Genomic DNA, 21,073 nt, shown 5'->3' on the forward strand with positions numbered 1-21,073 from the left:
CCCATTAACCCCGTAAATCATTTGCACCTTGAGAATCAACCGTCACTTTATTTTCTCCAACTTGTAACATATTTGCTTGTTGCTTAGCGACATAGGATTTAAAAGATGAAAGTGAACTATTTACTTCATTAATATATTCATTAAAACTTGTAAACGGAGTCATTGTAGTTTTGCTTAACTTAATTTTTTTAATCTTTTTAATTCCACTTACATTTCTGCCATAAGATGTTACTGTAGCATTCCATTCTTGAGGTCTAACTCCAGTTTGTACCATAGTCTTCTCCTTTCATTTATTTTTTTAACAATGCCAAACTGCCTTTTAATGAACTTATGTCAGTTAAAATTCCTCCAATTATTGTATTGTTCCACACTTGTTCTGCTCTTAATTGGACAATTTTCATTTCAATGGCTCCAGCTTTTTCAAGAATATCAACCTTTAAAGCATTAATTTCACTCATGACATCACTTATTTTTTGGTTAACCTTATCACGTTGTTGCCCACAAAAATCTTCTTTTTTTGAATTACTAATTTTTTCAAATTTACTATGTGATTTACTTAAATGATCACTGACATGAGCCAAGTTGCGCTTAACCTTATTCAATTTTGCTATCTTGTTATCAATATCTTTATTTTTTGTATTTAATGAACTTATCTGACTCTCTAAACCACTTATCATATTTGTAATTTCTGATTTTGACACTATTCTGACCTCCTAACTAAGAACCTGAATTCTTACACCCCTTTGACCTTTAAATGCATTAACCTCATTTTGTTTAAGACGTGGTTCTCGATAACTAGCTTCAATATCAATGTTACTTTGATCACGGAAACGACTACCAATTATTCCAATAGGGATATTATTTTTTATTGCTTTAACTACATTATTAAATTGAGCAAAGAATTGCTTTTCTGGAGCATCAAAAATAAAGTAAATTTGTACCTTCCTTGCTCGTAAAAGGAAGTCATTGAAATCATCCTCTGAATCCATCAATTTATTTCCTAATTGATGAGCCCCTAAAACATAAATAAGCATTGGTATTCCGCCACCATCCACTTCACGATTTTCAACTTCATCTTTTAAATCTGCAAATTGATCTGCAATATTAGTTCCTTCATCTTCAATTACTGTGTCAAAATGACTGGTAAAACTATCATCCGAGTTTGTAAGCTTCATAAGAATTGAACTTACTTTACCTTTCAAGTGATCTATACCTGTGACAATAGCCTTTTGCAATCCCTGCTGTTGTGAAAGGCTATTATAAAGCATTACCAAATATCCATCTCTATTTAAATCAAATATATACGGTAAAGTAGATTCTATTTCAAATCCAAGTGGTAACTTAAATTCTTGCCATGCTTTTTGAACTTGCTCATTATTAGCAAAACCTGATTGATCAAGTTTTTCAGGTAACATTGGTATCTTCTTAGGTCGATTACCTTGCCATTCTTGATCCATAGTAGTAGATAATTCACGAATATCATTGATTATCTCTAAAGAATCTGTATCTGGCATTGGAGTATAAATTTGAAACGCAAGGACTTCATCTTCAAATTCCATTTGTCCTCGTCCAGGAACAGCAGACTGAGTTAGTACATTCCTTCCAAGCAGGTCTCTTGGTGCAGTTTCATCTACCATGTAAAGACCTATCTTTTTAGTAATATTGCTTGTAATTGTCAATCTAAAACTTGAGTATCGATTTGCGGTCATTATTGTATAAATGCCTAGAGCTTGTCCTTCACGCAATAGTTTTGTGATTATAAGGTCAATAGTTTCTCGATAATCTTCATTTTCAGTAACGGTATCATAAGCATCAAGGGCCACAACAATTACTGGTAATTTTATTTGTAGAAGATTTTCATATTGTTCTAGTGTAGATACTCCATTTTCTTGTAAGAGTCCTTTACGCTCATCAATTAATGAACTTAAGCGTTTAAGCATCTTATTTAATTTTTCAATGTTTTCAAAACTTGCAATATCTCCTACATGTGGTAATTGTGCCAAAGGCAATAGTCCATTAGTTCCAAAATCAAGTAAATAGAATTGCATTTGTTCAGGAGAATTTTCTTTTGCCAAATTTAAAATTAAAGTCTGTAAAGCCATGGATTTACCATAGCCAGAACTTCCAATTAAAACAGCTGGTGAGAATTCGGCCAAATCAAAATTCATAGGCTTTTGCTCTTGATGACTTGGAATGTCTAACAATCCAAATGGAACAGATAAAGTACACTTCTTTTGCCATTCTTCACGCCAGTTTATTTCTGGACCATGAATCACTTCCTTAAGTGGTGGCAACCATGGCTTCAATGGAATTACTGACTTGGCTACTTTACTTTCCTTAACTACTTCATCTACAACAGCATCAAGTTGAGTAATATCTTCATCAACTTGTTCTTCTTGATCTTCTTCAGATAAGTCAGTTGTTAATAATTCTGCTTGTCCTAAGTGATTAATCATCCAAATTCGGTTATCCACTTTTTGATCTTCTTCTCTATCAGGTTGATAGGTTGCACCACTATAAGCAGTTTGGAATAATTCATAAATTTCATTGTTACCAACTTGCAAGTAAGCACGGCCCGGTTGAGTAATGGAAGCAGCATCTGGTGTGTGAATAATTTCTTTAGAATCTGCTGGTTCAGCAACTTTAAGCGCAATTTTGAAGCGTGAGTTAGACCAGATTTGATCATTAACTACCCCACTTGGTTTTTGCGTCGCTAAGATTAAGTGCACCCCAAGTGAACGTCCGATACGCGCAGTTGAAACAAGCTCGTCCATAAATTCTGGCTCATTAGCCTTTAATTCCGCAAACTCATCACTAATTAAGAAGAGATGTGGTAGCGGTTGATCAGGATAATTTTTCTTTTCTTCCGGATCAGTAATTGTCTTACCCTTCTTATAAAGCTTGGTATAGGCATTAATATTATTTACATGGTATTTTCTGAACCATTCTTGCCGCTTATTTAATTCAGCACGAATACTCTTTAATGCTCGTTCAGTTCCAGCTCCATCTAAGTTAGTGATTGTTCCCATTAAGTGTGGCAATTTGGCAAATAAGTTAGCCATTCCTCCACCCTTGTAATCAATTGGGAGGAAGCCCACATCTTCAGGAGCAAAGTTAACTGCTAGTGACAAAATATAACTTTGAATAACTTCTGACTTACCAGATCCAGTTGTTCCGGCAATTAATCCATGGGGACCATGAGCACGTTCGTGTAAGTTAAGATCTACAACATCATCTTTTCCTCTTAGACCAAGTGGAACTGCCAAAGTCTTAGAAGTGTCTGCTTTTTGCCAACGATCTAAAATATGGAGATCAGTCACATTCTTGGCGTGATATCGACTCTTGTTAAAGAAATAAATTACTAATATAAAAATGATTAGGTAAAAATACCATGATAACAGAGTATCATTAACGCTAATAAATTAAAATATTTTTTCATAATTACTTCACACAATATTCACCCTTTAAGTCTAAAAGATTAAAATAACTTTGATTATATTTAAAATTATCTTAATTCTTAATACTCCCTCTTAACTTTACTAGTACTAGCACTTTATTTAAAAACGACTTATATTAAATATAAATAAACATAACAGTTGCTTTTTAAACAAAGATTATAAAGCTTAACTAGTCACTATTTCAAACTTCCTATAAACTTAATTACAAAATAAAATCCTATTAAATCAACTTTTTACTAATTGATCTAATAGGATTGATTAATTTTGTAGAATTTTACATGACCTTGAATCAAAAAAGGCCCATTAAAAGCTACAGTACGGAGGTGATGCTTACCACCAACTGCTAGTGCCAAAGAACCTCCTAAAGAGTGTCCAGTTACAGAAATCTTAATATTAGGAACTTTTTGCCCATATTTATTTTTGATATATTTCATATAACCATCAGCGGTAGTAAATTGTGATTGTTTAACACTAAGACCAACATAATCTTTAGAGCCATTTATCACATTTTCTATATCAGTTAAAATATCTTTTATATCTCCAGTATTTGTTCCAGCGTAAGCAATGGTAATATGCCCATAATCTACTTTCCCCTTTTTATCTACTGGCGCAACTGTCATTGCTTGCATTCCATTTGTGGCGCCATATTTATGATGGGGTCCATAAATTCCATCACGGGAGATGTCGAGGATTTTATACTTCGTACTGTTCCCTCTTATTATTTTTCCAACTTGCGGCCTTTTGTTTGAGACTTTTTTAATAGGATCAACATCATATACAGCATTAGCCAAATAATTATTATCAATTAAATTATTTGAAAAATCCATTTATTTCTCCTTCCATTCTTCGATCTTTATTCCTTTTAAAGTTCTAGACTTTATTTCTTTTTTAGTAAATTCATATTTACAATTTGAAGATATAAATGCTCCACCTTTCATTGGAACTTCTCCATCAACACTTAAATCAAAACTATTATTGTCATTATTATTAATTTTTACACTTACACTACTTCCACCAGTACCGCCAATCCCATTTCTTCTAATTTCACTAATTTCTAGACTTTTTATAGGTTCAGGTCCTTCTATATTTTGTACTACCCACAATGCTATCTTTTCTCTCTCTTTTTTATGTTCTTTCTCTTCTTTAATTTTCTTTTTTTTAGCTTCTTCCATCTTTTTTGCCTTCCTATTTTCAATAACCCTATTCGTTGTTTGGACACTGACTATTGTTAACCCAGTTACTCCTATTACTATTCCTAAAATTATTAATATTCGTTTTATAATCTTCTTTTTCATTTTATTTAAACTGATCAAACTTCTTATTTACTTTATTACCACTACATTTTTAAATTTGACTATAATTAACGTTGCCATTTTTATCTACTGGCGCAACTGTCATTGTTTGCATTCCATTGGTGGCGCCATATTTATGATGGAGTCCGTAGGTTCCACGGGAGATATCGAGGATTTCGTAGGATTGGGAACTATTTGGAAATTTTACATTTTTTCCTACAATATAAGCTGCTCCCTTTTTAGGATCGGTTTTATAAACCACAATTGAGAGAATATTATAATCTCTTAAACTTGTTTTGTGCATTCACTAATTTTCCTTCCATTCCTCTACTTTTATACCCTTTAAATTTTTACTCTTATCTGTTTTTTTAGTAAAATCGTATTCACTATGCGGATCAAAAGTTCCTGCTTTAGGAACTAAATCTTCACTATCAACGATAAATGAAATACTATTTTTCTTCATATTATTGATTTCTACATCTATTGAAGTTCCTCCAGTTCCTGCTATGCCAAGTTTTGTTACTGGGCCAACTTTTATTTCTTTAATTTTTGGGCCTTCTAGATTTTGTACGCACCACAGAGCTATCCTTCGACGTTCCTTCTCAGCTTTTTCTTCTTTCTTAATTTTTTCTTCTTTTCTTTCTTTTTCCATTTTTTCTGCTCTTTCAACTCTTACTTCTCTAATTTTTTGATTAACTTTTACACTTATAAATGTTGCTGCACTAATACCTAAAATAATTCCTACAACAATTAAAATATTTTTCTTCTTCATTTTATTTAAATTCATTCAATTATTTACTTAATACTACTGTGAGCTGTTGTAAATTGAGATTGTTTAACTCCATTTTAATGTCCCTTCCATTCTTTCACCTTTACTCCATCTAAGGTATTATTATTGGACTTTTGTGTAAATGTATATTCACATTTTGGAGCAAAACCTCCTCCTGTTGGACTACTATTCTTTTCTAAGCCATCCAGGTCGAGTACAATAGTATTTTGTTTTTCATTATTAATTTGTACATCAATTGATGCGCCTCCCGTTCCATCTAAACCATATTTTGTAAGTTTTCCCACTTTTATTTCTTTAATCTCTGGGCCCTTTAAATTCTGCACGCACCACAGAGCTATCTTTTCTCTCTCTTTTTTAGCTTCTTTCTCTTCTTTAATTTTCTTTTCTTTAGCTTCTTCCATCTTTTTAGATTTCCTATTTTCAATAATTTTATTAGTAGTTTGTACACTGACTGTTGTTAACCCAGTTACTCCTATTATTATTCCTAAAATTATTAGTATTCGTTTTGTAATCTTCTTCATTTTATTTAAACTGATCAAATTCCTTATTTAACTTCGTAGCTGCATCAACTACTCCCTTGGCCATTTCTCCTTTAATGGCACCATCTACTGCATCAATATCTACTTGAATATCTTCTTGAGTTTCAGTCGCTAGTGACTTCACCCTATCTAGCGTAGTGTGATAAATATCATTTTTTATACTTCTTCCAGCCGGGCCAACGCTTTTTATAATAGTTAGTATTTCTGATGCCTTTTCTATTTCTTTTCTTATGTCTTCAGCCACTCCCCATTGCTTAAGATTTAACGCATCATATAATTGCCCTGTTAAACTTCCTATTTTTTCAAAAATAAAATTAATATCCATCTTTCATTCTCCTTATGCTATCTAGATCATCCTCTAAATTTCGTTTTTGCTTTCGATAATCTTCTTCATATTCTTCCCATTCATTAAGCAACTTTCTTCTTTTAGTCTGATAAACTTCATAGTTCATGCTTTGCAATTGTTGATTTATCTGTTCAGCACTTGTGAAGTATTCTGGTTCTGACTGCATTTCTTTTAAAGCCTGGTGTGCATTAAAATTTAGTTCATTATACATTTGGCTAAGATCATGGTTTGTTTGACTAAATAAATCTAATTTTTCACTAAATTCTTTACGTTTGGCATAATATTCATCTTCAAGTTCTTCTTGTTTTAACTTTATCTTGCGCTTTAATTCGTCTTGCTTTTCTTCTTTCATAGTCCAAATTTCCTTGTTAGTTTACCATCATCACCAACTTTTAACTTTTTAATTGGTTCTGAACTTTCTATATTATTCCTCCAAAAAATAACTGGTGTAATTATATCATTTTTAAATATAGTAATTTTAATTTTATATTTAAACTACAAAAAAAGCAGTATTCTATTTGCGTATATAGAATACTGCTTTATTATTACCTAAATCTTTAAAACTAACTTATTAACTATTAATCATCATTACAATTATTTAACCAACTAAAGAAATCAATGAATCAAATTTCATAACAAGAGACATTAATAGTCGCTTTTATTCTAACCTCAATACTTGATCGTTAATTTAAGTATTAAAAAAGCATTACCTTTTGTCGCGATTAGGTAATGCTTTTTGAGTCTATTGAAATTTAGACCTTCTAACTTATTACATATTAAGTATATCATTTTTAAATTGAGGACATAACTCAATTAAATTATTTTGTTTAACTAACAATGATCTATTTTTAACCCTAATCTTTAAACCAATCAGTTAATTCTTGATCATACCCAACTATCTTCTCAATTCTTTGGGCAGAAGTTAGCATCTTTTAAGCTATTCACTTTTTAGCTCCATTCTTCTATATTTATTCCCTTAAGATTTTTATTCTTATTTTTATGTTGTAAAATTTTATATTCACAATTTGGAGCTGAATAAGCTACCTCAGAAATAGGTACATTCTCATTAACAAGGAAGATAAAAGTATTTTTTTCTTGATTGTTAATTTCCACGCTAACACTACTTCCTTCTGTACCACCTATTCCATTCTTACTTATTGCACTAATTTTTAGTTCTTTTATAGGCTTAGGACCCTCTATATTTTTTACTACCCACAGAGCAATCTTTTGCCTCTCTTTTTTAGCTTCTTTTTCATTTTATTTAAACTGATCAAATTGCTTATTTAACTTCGTAGCTGCATCAACTACTCCTTTTGCCATTTCTCCTTTAATTGCATTATTAACTGCTTCAATATCTCTTTCTATGTCCTCTTGCACTTCAGTAGCCAAGGAATTGATATTATTAGAGCCTGTATTATAAATTTGACTTGCTTTAGATGCTCCACTAGGCCCAACTGTATTCATAATATTCATCAGTTCTGTCATTTTTTCAATTTCTTGTTTGATGGCTGCAACTGAATCAAATTGTCCCTTACTCAATACATTAAAAAGCTCACTAGTTTTGGCAGCTATATCGTTTATATTAATAATCATTACTTCTCCATCTGTAATTTACTTAGCTTGTCTTCTAAATTGATTTTTTGTCGACGATAACTATGCTCATATTCTTCCCAATTATTAACTAATGAACGTTGTTCTCTTTGATAAATATCATTAGTCATTTCTTGCAACTGACTATTTAATTTTTCAGCCTTGGAATAATATTCAGGAGCAGAATCCATTTTCTTTAAAACCAAGTTCACTTTAGCGTTAGTTTCTTGATAAAACTGTCCAAGCTGTCTATTTGTCTGGTTAAATAAGGCCAATTTTTCATTGAACTCTCTACGTTTTGTATAAAATTCATCTTCTAATTGTTCTTGTTTGCTCCTAATATCTTTGATTAATTCTCTCTTCTGCTCTTCTTTCATAGTCCAAATTTCCTTGCTAATTCTCCATCATCGCCAATTCTTTTATCAATTCGTTCTGTCATTTTGTCACTAAAATCATCAAAATCTTGTGATAATTGAGAAATACCTTTGACTTTACTTGCTAACTTATCATCTAGGTTAGTGTAAATACTATTTTTGTCTGCTTTTACTGTGGCGAGCGCTTCAGCAATTTCACTTGCAGTCAAAACTTGGCCAATAGCAGTTGCGGCCTCATGGGTTTTAGTCCAATTATTTTTAAGAGAGCGACTAGTTTTTTGCTTCTCTTGTTTTATAGCTTTAATTCCAGCCTGGGCATGTTCCTGAATGGCATCCTTAACTGCAAGGGCACTTAGAGAATCTAAATATATTTCTCCTTCATTTCCAGTTCCTGCACCACCAAATTGATTCACTATTGCAACAAGATGATCATTTAAAGCTTTATCAATTTGATAACTTGTATTTTCAAAAGTTGATTGGTTTTTAGGTATATTAATTTTGATATTGGCTGTCCTAATATAATTATTATCATTGAACCATGATTCTACCCCATGATTGCGAAGAACGTAATCATATAATGAGAAAGGACTATTGAGCGCTTTACCATTTTTCAAATAGACATATCCTGGTCCTCCTCCAATGAACATACGAAGTGGTGCAGAATATGTATCTCTAATTGTTTGTGCCCAATTAATGTCATTGTTATTTATCTTATTCATAAACATAAGATGAGATAAAATTTGATCATTATCATAAATATGTTGGAAATCTCCTGTAACTTTATTTAATCCATAAGTATTATTGTAATTTCCAATAAAATCTGAGCTATTTAGATAATTTTGATACATTGTAGGATGAGTTTGAAGGAACTTTATTTCCTTTTTAGACATCTGGTTAGCTGGAACAGGACCATTAAAGGTCACAGCTGGCGCTTTCATTTTTACTCCAATAGTTAAGGCTAAAGAACCTCCAAGCGAATATCCTGTAAAAGTTAACTTAGGGTTATAAGCTCCCTTATCATTTAATTTAGTTTTAGCAAATTTCTTTTTGATATATTTGGCGTAGCCATAAGCTGTATCAAATTGGCTATTCTTATACTTTTTTCCTATGATGACATTGTTCCAATCCGTACCATCATCTTGTATATCTCCGAAATTGGTACCAGCATAAGCAATTGTAATATGGCTATAATCTACTTTACCATTCCTATTTACTGGAGCTACTGTCATTGCCTGCATCCCATTTTTTGCGCCATATTTTTGATGGGGACCATATGTACCGTTGCGAGAGATGTCGAGAATTTTGTAAGTTTGAGAAATATTCTTGGGGTGAAAATTATTATTAACTACATATTTATTTTCCTTTTTTGGATCAACCCTGTATACTTCATTAGAAATTATATTAAAATCCTTTATTTTATTTGCTCTCATTCTAATTATTCCTCCATTCTTCTACTTTTACCCCTCTTAGAGTTGCACACGTATTTTTTTTACTATGGTAGGTATATTCAATTTGATCATTATAAATAAAACTTCCATCAGGTTCTCCATCATCATTTAATCCCATTCCTTCTAATCTATTCACATCTTTATTATTTATAATGACTGAAGTACTTTTACCAGCACTTCCTCCAATTCCATTAATCCTTATTCGACCAACTTTTATATTTCTGATAGGCTTTTTACCAGAAAAATGTTGTACACACCATAGTGCAATCCTTTCTCGTTGCTGTTGTTGCTGAATTCTTGTTTGAAATGCTAATAATTGCCAGATTCCTATTAACGTAACTACACCAATTAACAATCCAAGAAATACATATTTTATAGTTTTTTTACTCTTTTTATTTTCATTCTTCCTACTCATAGCTTTTAATTCTCCTTCCATTCTTCTACTTTTATTCCATTAAGATTCTTATTTTTATAGGGCTTTTGGACTAAAATATATTCACTTTTTTCATCAAAGGCTCCTCCAGATGGTTCTAAATCTCCACTATCAACGGTCAACACAATAATATTGCGTTGTTTATCATTAATTTGCACATCTATTGATGCTCCACCAGTACCATCTAATCCATGCTTGACAAGCTTTCCTACCTTTATTTCTTTAATCTTCGGTCCCTTCAGATTCTGCACGCACCATAAAGCTACTTTCTCTCGTTGCTGTGCTTGTTGAATTCTTGTTTGAAACGCTAATAATTGCCAGACTCCTATTAACGTAACTACACCAATTAACAATCCAAAAAATACGTGTTTGATAGTTTTCTTGTGCTTTTTATTCTTCATTTTCCTTCTCACAGCTTTTTATTTTCCTTCGACCTAAAAGGTTTTTCACTGATTTATCCTCCTAAATATATAACTTGTGTTATTGTATCATTTTAAAGAATACTACCATAGAGTGCTTTAGTGATTACCATAATTTATGCAACAAAAAAGTCAGTATTCTAATTGAATACTGACTTTAAACTAATCTTCCTCATCTTTTAAAAGTGGAAATTCTATTTTAAACTTGCTTCCCGAACCTAATTCTGAAATTACACTAATTTTACCATGATAACTTTCGACTAATTTTTGGGCAATTGAAAGACCAAGTCCATTACCACCCTTTTCACGAGTTCTCGCCTTATCAACACGATAGAAACGGTTAAAGATCTTCTTTTGTTCTTCAGGCGAAATACCTTCACCAAAATCCTGTACAATAATTTCTACTTTATCTTCTTCAGTAGATGCATCAACAATTAACTCTTTACGATCAGTTGAATATTTCATAGCATTATCCATCAAAATAATTAGCACTTGCTCTAAATGGTTGCGATACATTTTAATCATTGTATCTGGCTTTAGGGCATCGTTATAAGTAATAACAAAATCCTGATGAATCATCCGCATGTCGCTAATTGTCCGGTTAAGCACCTCATTAACGTTAGTAACTTCATTAGGGAATTGAACATCTATTTGTTCTGCCCGAGTTAAATCAAGCATTTCCTGAATCAAGTGCTTCATTCGATTAATTTCTTGTAATGAGGCCTCGATTGATTCTTCTAATACTTCTGGATCATCCTTTCCCCAGCGTTCAAGTAAATTCAAGTGCCCTTGCACTACTGCAACTGGGGTACGCAATTCATGAGAAACATCCCCTACAAATTGTTTTTGCTGCTGAATATAAGCCTGCATCCGATCGAGCATTTGATTAAAGTTTTGCACTAATTCACCCAATTCATCATTGCGCTTCAAAACAGGCATTCGTTCTTGACTATTAGGATCATTATTAACCGCCCGAGAAATTTTAGACATTTGCTTAACTGGTTTTACAACGTTATTAACAATAAAGAAGGCAAATAAACTAAATAGAATAATTCCTACGATTGAAATCGTCGCCATCCATAAACGCAAAGAACGAAGAATATCATTGACGCGTGACAAAGAATTATCAACAACAATATACCCAGTTAATTTACCGCTGCTTTCCGAACGAATTGGTTGTGAATCAATTAAATGTAAGCGGTGGTTTTGATCAACAATCGTTTGCTGATCATTTTTACCAATCTTTGGCATTTTCATGGCTGTATCAGTATTACCATTTGAAAATACAACAGAACCACTAGGATCATAAATAATAACGGTCATTTCTCGGTTAGCTAAAGAGGCAATCACATCATCATTAAAATGCTGACGTGTTTGATCATTTTCTTTGGTAGTTTTCCCCTCTAACAGACGTTGAGTATTGGGCGAAAGCCGTGGCACCACATTTGAAATTGTTAGTTTACCAGGAATATTATTTAACCGATCATTAAATGTCTGCACAATGTTATTGCTAACTCGTGCTTCTTGTTCAATCAATTGCCGTTTAACAACGGAATAAATAATAATTGAAAATATAACAAAAGAGACCGTAATAATTGCAGCCACCGCACTAACCCATTTAAAAGTTAATGATGACTGTCTGGTCTCTTTTTTGTTTTTATTCGTCTTCTGCTTCATTTTGTTTTTGTTCATCATTTTCATCCGCTCTTACCATATAACCGGTACCACGAACTGTTTTGATATAGGAAGGTTGACCGGGAACATCGATCTTATTACGCAAGTAACGTACATAAACTTCAACCACATTGGTTTCAATTTTAGAATCTGGTCCCCAAATTTTATTTAATAATTGTTCACGAGTTACAACATTATTTTTATTTTCAATCAAAGTCATTAATAAGTTGTATTCACGTTTAGTTAGGTCAACGGTCTTATCACCACGATGAACAATTCGATTAGCCGTCTCAATAGTTAGATCATTAAAGTGAACTACCTTTTGCACACCCATTGTGTCATCGACTGCCTTCTTTTCAATTTGAACGCGACGAAGGACTGCACGTAAACGTGCCAATAATTCCTCAATGGCAAATGGTTTGACAATATAATCATCTGCACCATGATCGAGTCCAGAAACACGATCGATTACTGAATCACGTGCAGTCATCATAATGATTGGTGTCGTCTTTTCTTGACGCACACGCCGAGCAATTTCTAGACCATTAAGTTCTGGTAACATTAAGTCTAAAAGAATAGCATCATAATCTTCATTTAAGGCAGCATCTAATCCTTTACGACCATTAGATTCAACAGTCGTTTCGTATTTTTCATGTTGAAGTTCCAACTCAACAAATCTTGCTAAGTTTTTTTCATCTTCAATAATTAAAATCTTGCTCATGCTAGTTAACCTATCCCATCTTTGTGATTTAAAACAATATCACAATTATTATATTTCACTTAAATAATTCTAGTGCTTTTTTATGAATAATTTAATAGTAAGTTTTTCACTAGATTATTGCAAGTTATTTTTTGTTTTCATCATCAAATAGATGTTTAAGTGAAGCGAAGGCTGGATTGACTTTTTCTTTAGCTTCATTTTCATGTTCTGTCTCTGAAACAACTTTCCAGCCTTGTCCCTCAGGATAAATTTCCTTTTCATCTTCATCTTTAGTTAATACAACGGAAGGTAAACTCAATAGTAAGTTATCTTCAATTGCTGTTTGGAGATCAATTTGATCATCCTTTACTTGAATAATTGTTTCCTCATCTTCAAGTTGTTCTGGAGTTGGTTTTACTTCACTGTAATTTTCTGTAAAGTTAAAATCTTGATGCATGGATACTGGTGCTAGACTTCTAGTTGAAGGTGCAACTACATCAGCAGTAACGGTAAAATTACCAGTAACAAATGGTTCATCATAAAAGAATTGTCCTTTTACATGAACATTTTTAGCATCAATAATTAAATTTTTACTTCTTTCAAAAAATTCCGGTCTTAATTCGACATCTTCATCCACTTCAACTAAGGGACTACGATCATTTTTTATTTGTGAAAAAGAATATTTTAACATTATTTAACCTCATTTCACTTCAAGTGGTCTGCGACCAAAATTCTGATCTTGACCAATAATTTGTTCATAAAAGCGATCAACTTTAACTTGTAAGCCTAAAGTACCTTGACTGCTATTTTTCTTATCTACTTTTGAAATGATTGGAATCTCACTATCTTTACGTAACTTTTTGAGATAATTACGACCGCGCTGCGTATAACCCAGTAATAAAGTTGAGACATCTTTTTGCGAAGCACGCATATCCTCATCTTTAATATTTAATAAGCTATAAAGACTTAAGCGTCGCAAACGCGCATAGGTATAGCGTTTAGACTTAATACGACGTAAAAAGTCAGTAAAATTAGTAGCATCGTGAATTTCTTCTTTCATCTTATATTCTAGGCCTTCACTCATTTGATAAATTGTGCCTAATTCGGTGACTGAAGCACTTTCCAGACGATACTTTAAAAAGTTATAGAGAATATTCCAATTCGGGTAAACCTTTTGCGCCGATAATTGCGCTAATTCAGTTTTAGGTAAAAAGTTTTTTAAAGCCTGTAAATCGTGATCTTGATGCTCTAATACATAATTTCGAATTCCCGTTGCTGATGAAATTACCTTTTCGGTAATCAAGGGATCATCATGACCACTTCCAATCCGCATGATCGGATGTAAGTCTAGCGGATGACCTAAATTCAAGTTAGCTACAGCATAAGCAATTGCTAGCATTAAGTTGGGCTGATTAACCTCTTGCCCAACTTCTCGTGCAACTAATTGATTATATTGGGTAGCATAAGTTTGAGTATAATCACGAAAATTTAAACTTTCCTGAGGAATTTGGCTAATCTTTTTGGCTAAATAATCCAAATTTAAATTAGCATCTTCGACTCCAAAAACTAGAGTTTTTGCCCCTAACTTACTTAAGATTTCAACTCCACCCTCAGCGAAAATATCTGCTGGTTGCACGGCAAAAGAAAAAGGTAATTCTAAAACTAAATCAGCACCTGATTGTAAGGCTGCTTGAGCACGGTGCCATTTATCCATAATTGCCATTTGTCCGCGTTGCACATAATTTCCTGACATCACCACAATAATCGGATCATTTTTGGCTACTATCCTAGCTTGGTTCATCAAAAAATCGTGCCCACTATGTAGTGGATTATATTCAGCAATAATACCTACTGTACTCATTCTTACCTATTAGTCTTCATCTAAATCTAGTTCAAGCTTTTTACCGTTACGCCATAATTTTTCTAAGCCATAAAAATCACGAGCATCTTCAGTAAAGACATTCACTATGACATCACCCATATCAATTAAGAGCCAGTTAGAATCACGGTTCCCTTCAATGCGGTAATCATCTTGACCATGTTCATGAATTTTGTCCACAATTGCATTAACAATTGCATGTAATTGCCTATTAGAACCAGCACTAGTAATCACATAGTAATCAGCCAAAATACTTTGACCTGCCATATCATAAGCTTCAATATCTTCACCATGTCTTTCATCAATGGCTTCAATAGTTAAATCTAATAATTGTTTTGCTTCCAAATTTTTACCTCGAATTTCTATCTTAATTGTTCAGCTTATTTATTAAGTTTTAATTTTATTTTTTTATTGACCAGACATTATATGCGGCCAAAGTCTTGGGATAAATTTTTTGACGGTTTTTTACTAAAAAATCTAATGTATGAGCTAATTCATAACCAACACCTTGATCCAAATTGGCAAAGGCCACTTTACGTGCCTCCTCTACTCCGGGGAAATCACGGTGAGGCTCAATAAAATCAGCTACAAAGACAATTTTATCTAAGGTTGTCATTTCTGTATCTGCCGTAGTGTGACGCCGGATAGCAGTAAGAATTTCTGGATCGGTAATCTTTAATTCAGTTTCAATAAAGTAAGTCCCAACGATACCATGCCAAATTGCACGGTTATAGTTAAGTAGATCTTGATCAAATCCTTGTTTTTTAATTACTTCAATAAACTTTTCATTAGGAATTTGCTTAGCATAATCATGAATAAAGCCAGCTAAAGCAGCTTTATCAGGATCGTAATTATTTAACTCAGCTAATTTACGACTTGTTTCACTTACTCCAATACAATGTTGAAAACGTTTATCATCCATCTTAGCTTTTTCACGTGCTACAAGTTCTTCTGAACTAAGTGGTGAAAAAGTATTTTTAAAATTAAGCTTACTCACGATACAAGCCTCTTGAATCAATATATAGTCTTACTGCTTCAGGTACTAAATAACGAATCGAACCACCATCAGCAATTGTTTTTCTTATTTGCGTAGAAGAAATATCCATCATCGGAGCATCAACCCAGACAATCGGATATTTTGTTGTTTCAGCCTGATAATTAGGTCTTTTAACACCAACTAGTGTCACTAACTTTGCAATTTCATCAGGGTCACGCCATTTTTCAAAATTATTCACTTGATCAGTGCCCATAATCAAATAATACTGATTCTTAGGAGCATATTTTTTAAGCTGACGCAAAGTTTCCACCGTATAAGAAACTCCACCGCGCATAATCTCGAAAAGTTTAACACGAAAGTATTGATTGCCATGCGTAGCTAATTCAAGCATTGCCACCCGATCTTTAGCACTAACCTCATTAGCTAGTTCTTTATGGGGAGGAATATTATCGGGAATAAACCAAATTTGATCTAAGTGCAATTTCTTGCGCACTTGTTCAGCCATCGCTAAGTGGGCTTGGTGAACTGGATTAAAAGTTCCTCCCATAATTCCAATTTTCATTGCCGAAGTAGCAATGGGCTTAAATTGTACTTGTGTTTTTTCTTCAACAACGCAATTCATTAAATCAACGCTCTTCTAATTCCTAATCCAATTCCATCAGGCGTATATGCCTTAACAACTACATCTTTAGGGACAGTAATGAAGCCTACTCCACCAAATAATATGTCACTCTTTTGGTGAGGTCTAAACGTTTGTCCTTTGAGGGGACCAAGATCATCTGCTTTACTTGGCGGCAATAAAAGATCATCCTTATGCTTCTTGTAAAATTCATCTGCATTTTCGGTCTTGGTACGGTGTAAGTAAAGATCACGTGCTACATAAATTGTAAAGCCGGCTGATGGTCCATCAACATAATCAAAGCGTCCCAATCCAGCCAAAAAGATAGTTTGACCAGGAAGTAATTGATAAGTAGCAGGTTTTAACGGTTTCTTAGGTTCCACTACTTCTAGTTCTTTACCACTTAAATGACTAGCCAGTTGCTTCTTACTTAGAATTCCCGGAGTATCAATTAAATAGTGACCATTATCCAGCGGAATCTTAATTTCATCAAGGGTAGTCCCTGGGAATTTAGAAGTCGTAATTAAATCTTTCAAATCACTACGTGCTGAAAGAATAGCATTAATTAAAGTCGATTTCCCCACATTAGTAGTTCCAACAAAGTAGACATCCTTATTTTTTCCTTCTTGGGCAATAAAATCAATTAGGGCATCGAGATTTTTCTTTTTTGCAGCACTAACTAAGAAAATCTTTTCTGGACGTAAACCATTGCGATTAGCCTCTTGGCGCATCCAGTCTTTGACCTTTGATTCCTTAGTATTTTTCGGGAAAAGATCAACCTTATTACCAACTAAAATATATTCATTGTTCCCAATAAAGCGTTTTAGTGAAGTAATTAAGGAATTACTAAAGTCAAAAAGGTCAACAACATTAACTACTAGCGCCTTTTTTTCAGAAATTGAATTTAATAATGCCAAAAAATCATCATTATTCTCTTCCACTGGCATAATCTCATTATAGTGGCGCAAACGGAAGCACCTTTGACAATAAACTTCTGCATTTTCTTCTTCCATTGCCTTTTTTAAGGCTGAAGCTGGTAAGTATCCTGATTTTTTAGGATCTTGATCTTGCAAGACACTACCACAACCAATACAACGTAATTCTTCTTCATTACTCATTTTAGTTTCTCTCCAAAAGTTACAGGCTTTTTCATATTTAAAAAGAAATAGATTCCTTTTTCAAAAAATCGATTAATTCGGGTATTCCATTTATCGGTTTGCACTAAAGGTTTCACTAAAACCGTTGCTACACCGGCTAAATTACCAGCTTGAATATCAGTAATTAACTGATCACCAACCATTAAAACTTGATTCTTCTTCAAGCCTAACTTTTTAACTTCTTCATTAATACCCGTTGGTAAAGGCTTCCGGGCTTTAGCAATAAAATCAATACCTAAAGGCTTTAAGACTCTTCCAATCCGTTCAGCATTATTATTAGAAATAACAACCAATCTAATGCCAGCATCTTTTAAACGCTGATTTAATTCTTGCATTTCTTGGGCTGAATCAGCTTTATTCCAAGCAAGTAAGGTATTATCTAAGTCACTAAAGACGGCCTTTATCCCCATTTTATTTAATGTCTGAGGATCTAAATTATAAATTGTATCTATTGTATAACGAGGTCTAAATAACATCTAAAATTCTCCGATTTTTTCTCATATATAATATACCAAAATTGCGTCATTTAGAGAAATTTTTGCGGTTGCTATTAAAGAAAAATCAAAATGTTTTACAATAAAAAATTGTTAGTTAAATTATTAAAAGAGTTGCAAAAAAAGCGTAAGTAAAAAGACCGAATCACTTGATTCGATCTTTTTTAAATACTTAATTTAATTAAGCTAAAGCTTTCTTAGCAGTTTCTGCTAATTCTGCAAAAGCCTTTTCGTCGTTGTAAGCAATATCAGCTAACATCTTACGGTTCATATCAACACCAGCAAGTTTTAAGCCGTGCATTAACTTGCTGTATGAAAGACCGTTTTGTCTTGCAGCAGCGTTAATACGAGCAATCCATAACTTTCTGAATTCTCTCTTAACTTGCTTACGGTCACGGAATGCGTACTTACGAGAAACAAATACTTGAGTACTTGCTGCTTTAAATTGTACGTGCTTTGAGCCACGGTAACCCTTGGCTAATTTTAAAATCTTCTTACGACGTTTACGTGTTACGGTTCCACCTTTAGTTCTTGGCATCTAAAATTCCTCCTCAAAAAGTATTTCCAATAATTAATGCATTTGGGAAAGCATCTGTTTGATGCGCTTTAAGTCACTCTTTGAAACCATAGCAGCTTTTCTCAAATGACGACGTTGTTTCTTAGTCTTACCGTGGAAACGGTGTCCAGTGTATGCGTGGTGACGCTTTAAACCACCATTAGCAGTTCTCTTAAAACGTTTTGCTGAAGCGCGGTGTGTCTTTTGCTTTGGCATATCTATTCCTCCAATTAACTACTTTTTCTTTTTGTCTTTCTTACTCAAAGGAGCAAGCATTAGAAACATGGAACGGCCTTCCATCTTAGGTCTAGTGGTGACAGTTGAAATATCACTAACCTGATCAGCCATCTTTTCTAGTACTTCTTTACCTAACTCCTTGTGAGTAATGGCACGGCCTCTAAAGCGAATTGAAACTCTAACTTTAGCACCTTTACCCAAGAATTTACGTACATGCTTCAATTTGGTATCGAAGTCATTTCCTTCAATGGTTGGACTTAAACGAATTTCCTTAACAGCCATTACCTTTTGGTTCTTACGGTTTTCCTTGGCCTTCTTTTGTTGTTCGAATCGGTATTTACCATAATCCATAATTCTTGCAACAGGTGGCTTGGCGTTTGGAGAAATAAGAACTAAATCTAAACCAGCATCAGCTGCCTTGTTCAACGCTTCGTTCTTAGATACAACACCTACTTGTTGGCCGTCTTCGCCAATCAAACGAACTTCACGTGCACGGATATCTTCGTTCAAGATAAGATTTCTTGGAATGAGTATTCACCTCCATGTTAATTTCGAGGACAAGAAAAAAGCGGGCAAAGTTAACGCCCGCTTTTAATCAACAGATATTATCGATTAGCCCAGAGGTTGTTCACTTAGGCGAGAAGCGGGTGCTTCTTCTTGTTCTCAACTATGATATTATACCTATTCTTCAAATAAGCGTCAAGCAAATTCATAGAAAAAGGAGTACTTTCTCTTAAGTTAGTACTCCTTTATTCAAATCAAATTATTTATTGATCTTTATCTTTTCTACGCTTGCTTGCACCAGCAAGTCCTAATAAACTTCCGATACCGGCTAATAATAGGCCGAGCATGCCAAGGGATTGGTTATTTTCCTTAAGACCTGTCTGTGGTAAGCGTGCTTTGCTATTTGACTTACTTTCAGCAATTGAAGTGTGATGTGCTTCTGAAGTTGATAAACCTTCTCCATTTGGTTTGTTAGTACTATCAGCTTCACTCGTAGAAACTTGATTATCAGAACCTGATGTAATTTCTGAAGATGCACTTGAGCTAGCCTCTGATTCGGCAGAACTTGCAGCACTTGAATCAGCTGATGATGAGCCTTCACTTGCTGCGGAACTTGAAGCGCTTGAGTCAGCTGATGATGAACCTTCGCTGGCTGATGAACTTGAAGCGCTTGAGTCAGCTGATGATGAGCCTTCGCTGGCTGATGAACTTGAAGCGCTTGAGTCAGCTGATGATGAGCCTTCACTTGATGCTGAACTTGAAGCGCTTGAGTCAGCTGACGATGAGCCTTCGCTGGCCTCACTTAAGTTAGCTTCAGCTTCGCTCTTTGCTGCGCTTGCCTCACTATCAAAATTAAAGGCTTCACTGGCAGCACTTGAAGCAAGTGATGCATGAGTTTTAGCTTTTTCTTCATCGATAATTGCTTGACTGGCAGCACTTGAAGCAGCACTTGCGGCACTGCTGGCTACACTGGCGGCACTTGAAGCTTCCTTTGCTAATGACTCAGCTTTATCAGCTTCACTTGCCTTATAAGCACTATCAGCTGCACTAGCTAAATCTCCAGCACTCTTGGTTGCTGCACTAGCAATACTATTTTGTTCACTCGCAGTAGAACGTTGAACTACAGCTTCACTGGCAGCACTTGAAGATACACTTGCGGCACTGCTTGCTACACTAGCTGCTGATTTAGCATTACTTGCAGCACTACTTGCTTTTTCGGCCGCACTAGAAACAACACTATTAGTTGGATGTTGACTAGCTAAACTTGTCACGTTATCTGCATTACTTTGAGCTAAACTTGCTTGACTGGTAGCAGTACTTGAAAGATCAGCTGCACTTTGACTGTAACTACCAGCTGCACTGGCTGCACTGCTTGCAGCTGATTCAGCTGAACTTGCATTTGTATGTGCGTCAGCGGCACTACTTGCGGCTTGACTTGCTGAACTTGCAGCAATTTCACCTCTAATTGCATCGCTAGCTTCACTCTTAGCCACTTCAGCTGTGCTACTTGCTTGGCTGGCAATATCAGCCATTGAACTTGCGACACTTGCAGCACTACTTGCCACAC

General features: G+C 34.1%; 29 protein-coding genes and 1 other annotated feature. All 29 genes read right to left on the reverse strand.

The genetic code is table 11. The features are described 5' to 3' along the window. Positions 1-4: 4 nt before the first annotated feature. The 29 genes from LrDSM24759_RS01990 to LrDSM24759_RS07790 all read right to left on the reverse strand — a co-directional run bounded on the left by LrDSM24759_RS01990 (position 5) and on the right by LrDSM24759_RS07790 (position 21,071). Positions 5-274, reverse strand: coding sequence for a hypothetical protein (locus LrDSM24759_RS01990; protein ID WP_117117825.1), 270 nt, complete (start codon positions 272-274; stop codon positions 5-7). Between the two features lie 16 nt (positions 275-290). Continuing rightward, positions 291-701, reverse strand: a complete 411-nt coding sequence (locus LrDSM24759_RS01995) for a DUF5082 family protein (protein ID WP_117117826.1) — start codon at positions 699-701, stop codon at positions 291-293. Between the two features lie 12 nt (positions 702-713). Beyond that, positions 714-3,419: a type VII secretion protein EssC gene (gene essC, locus LrDSM24759_RS02000; RefSeq protein ID WP_117117827.1), complete on the reverse strand. Its 2,706-nt coding sequence runs from the start codon at positions 3,417-3,419 to the stop codon at positions 714-716. A gap of 284 nt (positions 3,420-3,703) precedes the next feature. Then, the gene (locus LrDSM24759_RS02005) at positions 3,704-4,285 is read right to left on the reverse strand and encodes a lipase family protein (RefSeq protein WP_117117828.1); all 582 of its coding nucleotides are present in this window, start codon (positions 4,283-4,285) and stop codon (positions 3,704-3,706) included. Next, a complete protein-coding gene (locus tag LrDSM24759_RS07680) occupies positions 4,286-4,753 on the reverse strand; it encodes a hypothetical protein (RefSeq protein WP_133297776.1) in 468 nt (155 codons plus the stop codon). A 49-nt stretch (positions 4,754-4,802) separates the two neighbouring features. Further along, positions 4,803-5,054, reverse strand: coding sequence for a hypothetical protein (locus LrDSM24759_RS02015; protein ID WP_117117830.1), 252 nt, complete (start codon positions 5,052-5,054; stop codon positions 4,803-4,805). 3 nt (positions 5,055-5,057) lie between these two features. Then, entirely contained in the window at positions 5,058-5,537 is a 480-nt protein-coding gene (locus LrDSM24759_RS02020; RefSeq protein ID WP_117117831.1) for a hypothetical protein, read from the reverse strand. A gap of 59 nt (positions 5,538-5,596) precedes the next feature. Continuing rightward, positions 5,597-5,941 carry a hypothetical protein gene (locus LrDSM24759_RS02025; protein WP_133297778.1) on the reverse strand — a complete coding sequence of 115 codons (345 nt, stop codon included), beginning with the start codon at positions 5,939-5,941 and terminating at the stop codon, positions 5,597-5,599. Positions 5,942-6,062: 121 nt separating this feature from the next. Further along, entirely contained in the window at positions 6,063-6,404 is a 342-nt protein-coding gene (locus tag LrDSM24759_RS02030; RefSeq protein WP_117117833.1) for a hypothetical protein, read from the reverse strand. After that, on the reverse strand, positions 6,394-6,777 hold the full coding sequence (locus LrDSM24759_RS02035) for a hypothetical protein (RefSeq protein WP_117117834.1): 384 nt from the start codon (positions 6,775-6,777) through the stop codon (positions 6,394-6,396). The genes LrDSM24759_RS02030 and LrDSM24759_RS02035 overlap by 11 nt, the downstream gene beginning before the upstream one ends. Positions 6,778-7,373: 596 nt before the next feature. Then, complete coding sequence (locus tag LrDSM24759_RS07700; protein ID WP_157964228.1) at positions 7,374-7,538, reverse strand: hypothetical protein; 165 nt, start codon at positions 7,536-7,538, stop codon at positions 7,374-7,376. 144 nt (positions 7,539-7,682) lie between these two features. Beyond that, entirely contained in the window at positions 7,683-8,018 is a 336-nt protein-coding gene (locus tag LrDSM24759_RS02040) for a hypothetical protein (protein ID WP_117117835.1), read from the reverse strand. Beyond that, entirely contained in the window at positions 8,018-8,392 is a 375-nt protein-coding gene (locus LrDSM24759_RS02045; RefSeq protein ID WP_117117836.1) for a hypothetical protein, read from the reverse strand. The genes LrDSM24759_RS02040 and LrDSM24759_RS02045 overlap by 1 nt, the downstream gene beginning before the upstream one ends. Then, positions 8,389-9,819: a Tle-like phospholipase domain-containing protein gene (locus tag LrDSM24759_RS02050; protein WP_117117837.1), complete on the reverse strand. Its 1,431-nt coding sequence runs from the start codon at positions 9,817-9,819 to the stop codon at positions 8,389-8,391. Before LrDSM24759_RS02050 ends, LrDSM24759_RS02045 begins: the two co-directional genes overlap by 4 nt. A gap of 1 nt (position 9,820) precedes the next feature. Beyond that, a complete protein-coding gene (locus tag LrDSM24759_RS02055; protein WP_117117838.1) occupies positions 9,821-10,273 on the reverse strand; it encodes a hypothetical protein in 453 nt (150 codons plus the stop codon). Then, positions 10,258-10,671, reverse strand: a complete 414-nt coding sequence (locus LrDSM24759_RS02060; protein ID WP_117117839.1) for a hypothetical protein — start codon at positions 10,669-10,671, stop codon at positions 10,258-10,260. Before LrDSM24759_RS02060 ends, LrDSM24759_RS02055 begins: the two co-directional genes overlap by 16 nt. A gap of 180 nt (positions 10,672-10,851) precedes the next feature. Then, positions 10,852-12,390, reverse strand: a complete 1,539-nt coding sequence (locus LrDSM24759_RS02065; RefSeq protein WP_117117840.1) for a HAMP domain-containing sensor histidine kinase — start codon at positions 12,388-12,390, stop codon at positions 10,852-10,854. After that, a complete protein-coding gene (locus tag LrDSM24759_RS02070) occupies positions 12,347-13,084 on the reverse strand; it encodes a response regulator transcription factor (protein WP_117117841.1) in 738 nt (245 codons plus the stop codon). Before LrDSM24759_RS02070 ends, LrDSM24759_RS02065 begins: the two co-directional genes overlap by 44 nt. A gap of 124 nt (positions 13,085-13,208) precedes the next feature. Beyond that, a complete protein-coding gene (locus tag LrDSM24759_RS02075) occupies positions 13,209-13,754 on the reverse strand; it encodes a YceD family protein (RefSeq protein WP_117117842.1) in 546 nt (181 codons plus the stop codon). 9 nt (positions 13,755-13,763) lie between these two features. Further along, positions 13,764-14,924, reverse strand: coding sequence for a nucleotidyltransferase (locus LrDSM24759_RS02080; RefSeq protein ID WP_117117843.1), 1,161 nt, complete (start codon positions 14,922-14,924; stop codon positions 13,764-13,766). A gap of 9 nt (positions 14,925-14,933) precedes the next feature. Continuing rightward, positions 14,934-15,287, reverse strand: coding sequence for a ribosome silencing factor (gene rsfS / locus LrDSM24759_RS02085; protein ID WP_117117844.1), 354 nt, complete (start codon positions 15,285-15,287; stop codon positions 14,934-14,936). Between the two features lie 55 nt (positions 15,288-15,342). After that, positions 15,343-15,939, reverse strand: a complete 597-nt coding sequence (gene yqeK, locus LrDSM24759_RS02090) for a bis(5'-nucleosyl)-tetraphosphatase (symmetrical) YqeK (protein ID WP_117117845.1) — start codon at positions 15,937-15,939, stop codon at positions 15,343-15,345. After that, entirely contained in the window at positions 15,932-16,561 is a 630-nt protein-coding gene (locus LrDSM24759_RS02095) for a nicotinate-nucleotide adenylyltransferase (RefSeq protein WP_117117846.1), read from the reverse strand. The genes yqeK and LrDSM24759_RS02095 overlap by 8 nt, the downstream gene beginning before the upstream one ends. Next, the gene (gene yqeH / locus LrDSM24759_RS02100; protein ID WP_117117847.1) at positions 16,561-17,676 is read right to left on the reverse strand and encodes a ribosome biogenesis GTPase YqeH; all 1,116 of its coding nucleotides are present in this window, start codon (positions 17,674-17,676) and stop codon (positions 16,561-16,563) included. Before yqeH ends, LrDSM24759_RS02095 begins: the two co-directional genes overlap by 1 nt. Continuing rightward, positions 17,673-18,191 (reverse strand): YqeG family HAD IIIA-type phosphatase, encoded by a 519-nt coding sequence (locus LrDSM24759_RS02105; protein ID WP_117117848.1) that lies wholly within the window; start codon positions 18,189-18,191, stop codon positions 17,673-17,675. The genes yqeH and LrDSM24759_RS02105 overlap by 4 nt, the downstream gene beginning before the upstream one ends. A 199-nt stretch (positions 18,192-18,390) precedes the next feature. After that, the gene (gene rplT, locus LrDSM24759_RS02110) at positions 18,391-18,747 is read right to left on the reverse strand and encodes a 50S ribosomal protein L20 (RefSeq protein ID WP_117117849.1); all 357 of its coding nucleotides are present in this window, start codon (positions 18,745-18,747) and stop codon (positions 18,391-18,393) included. Between the two features lie 33 nt (positions 18,748-18,780). Further along, positions 18,781-18,981: a 50S ribosomal protein L35 gene (rpmI, locus tag LrDSM24759_RS02115; protein ID WP_117117850.1), complete on the reverse strand. Its 201-nt coding sequence runs from the start codon at positions 18,979-18,981 to the stop codon at positions 18,781-18,783. 18 nt (positions 18,982-18,999) lie between these two features. Next, positions 19,000-19,530, reverse strand: a complete 531-nt coding sequence (gene infC, locus LrDSM24759_RS02120; protein ID WP_117117851.1) for a translation initiation factor IF-3 — start codon at positions 19,528-19,530, stop codon at positions 19,000-19,002. 26 nt (positions 19,531-19,556) lie between these two features. Next, positions 19,557-19,667: a sequence feature (ribosomal protein L20 leader region), on the reverse strand. A gap of 102 nt (positions 19,668-19,769) precedes the next feature. Next, positions 19,770-21,071, reverse strand: a complete 1,302-nt coding sequence (locus LrDSM24759_RS07790) for an LPXTG cell wall anchor domain-containing protein (RefSeq protein ID WP_117117852.1) — start codon at positions 21,069-21,071, stop codon at positions 19,770-19,772. Positions 21,072-21,073 lie beyond the last annotated feature (2 nt).

Source organism: Lactobacillus rodentium (assembly GCF_003423665.1).
GTDB lineage: Bacteria > Bacillota > Bacilli > Lactobacillales > Lactobacillaceae > Lactobacillus > Lactobacillus rodentium.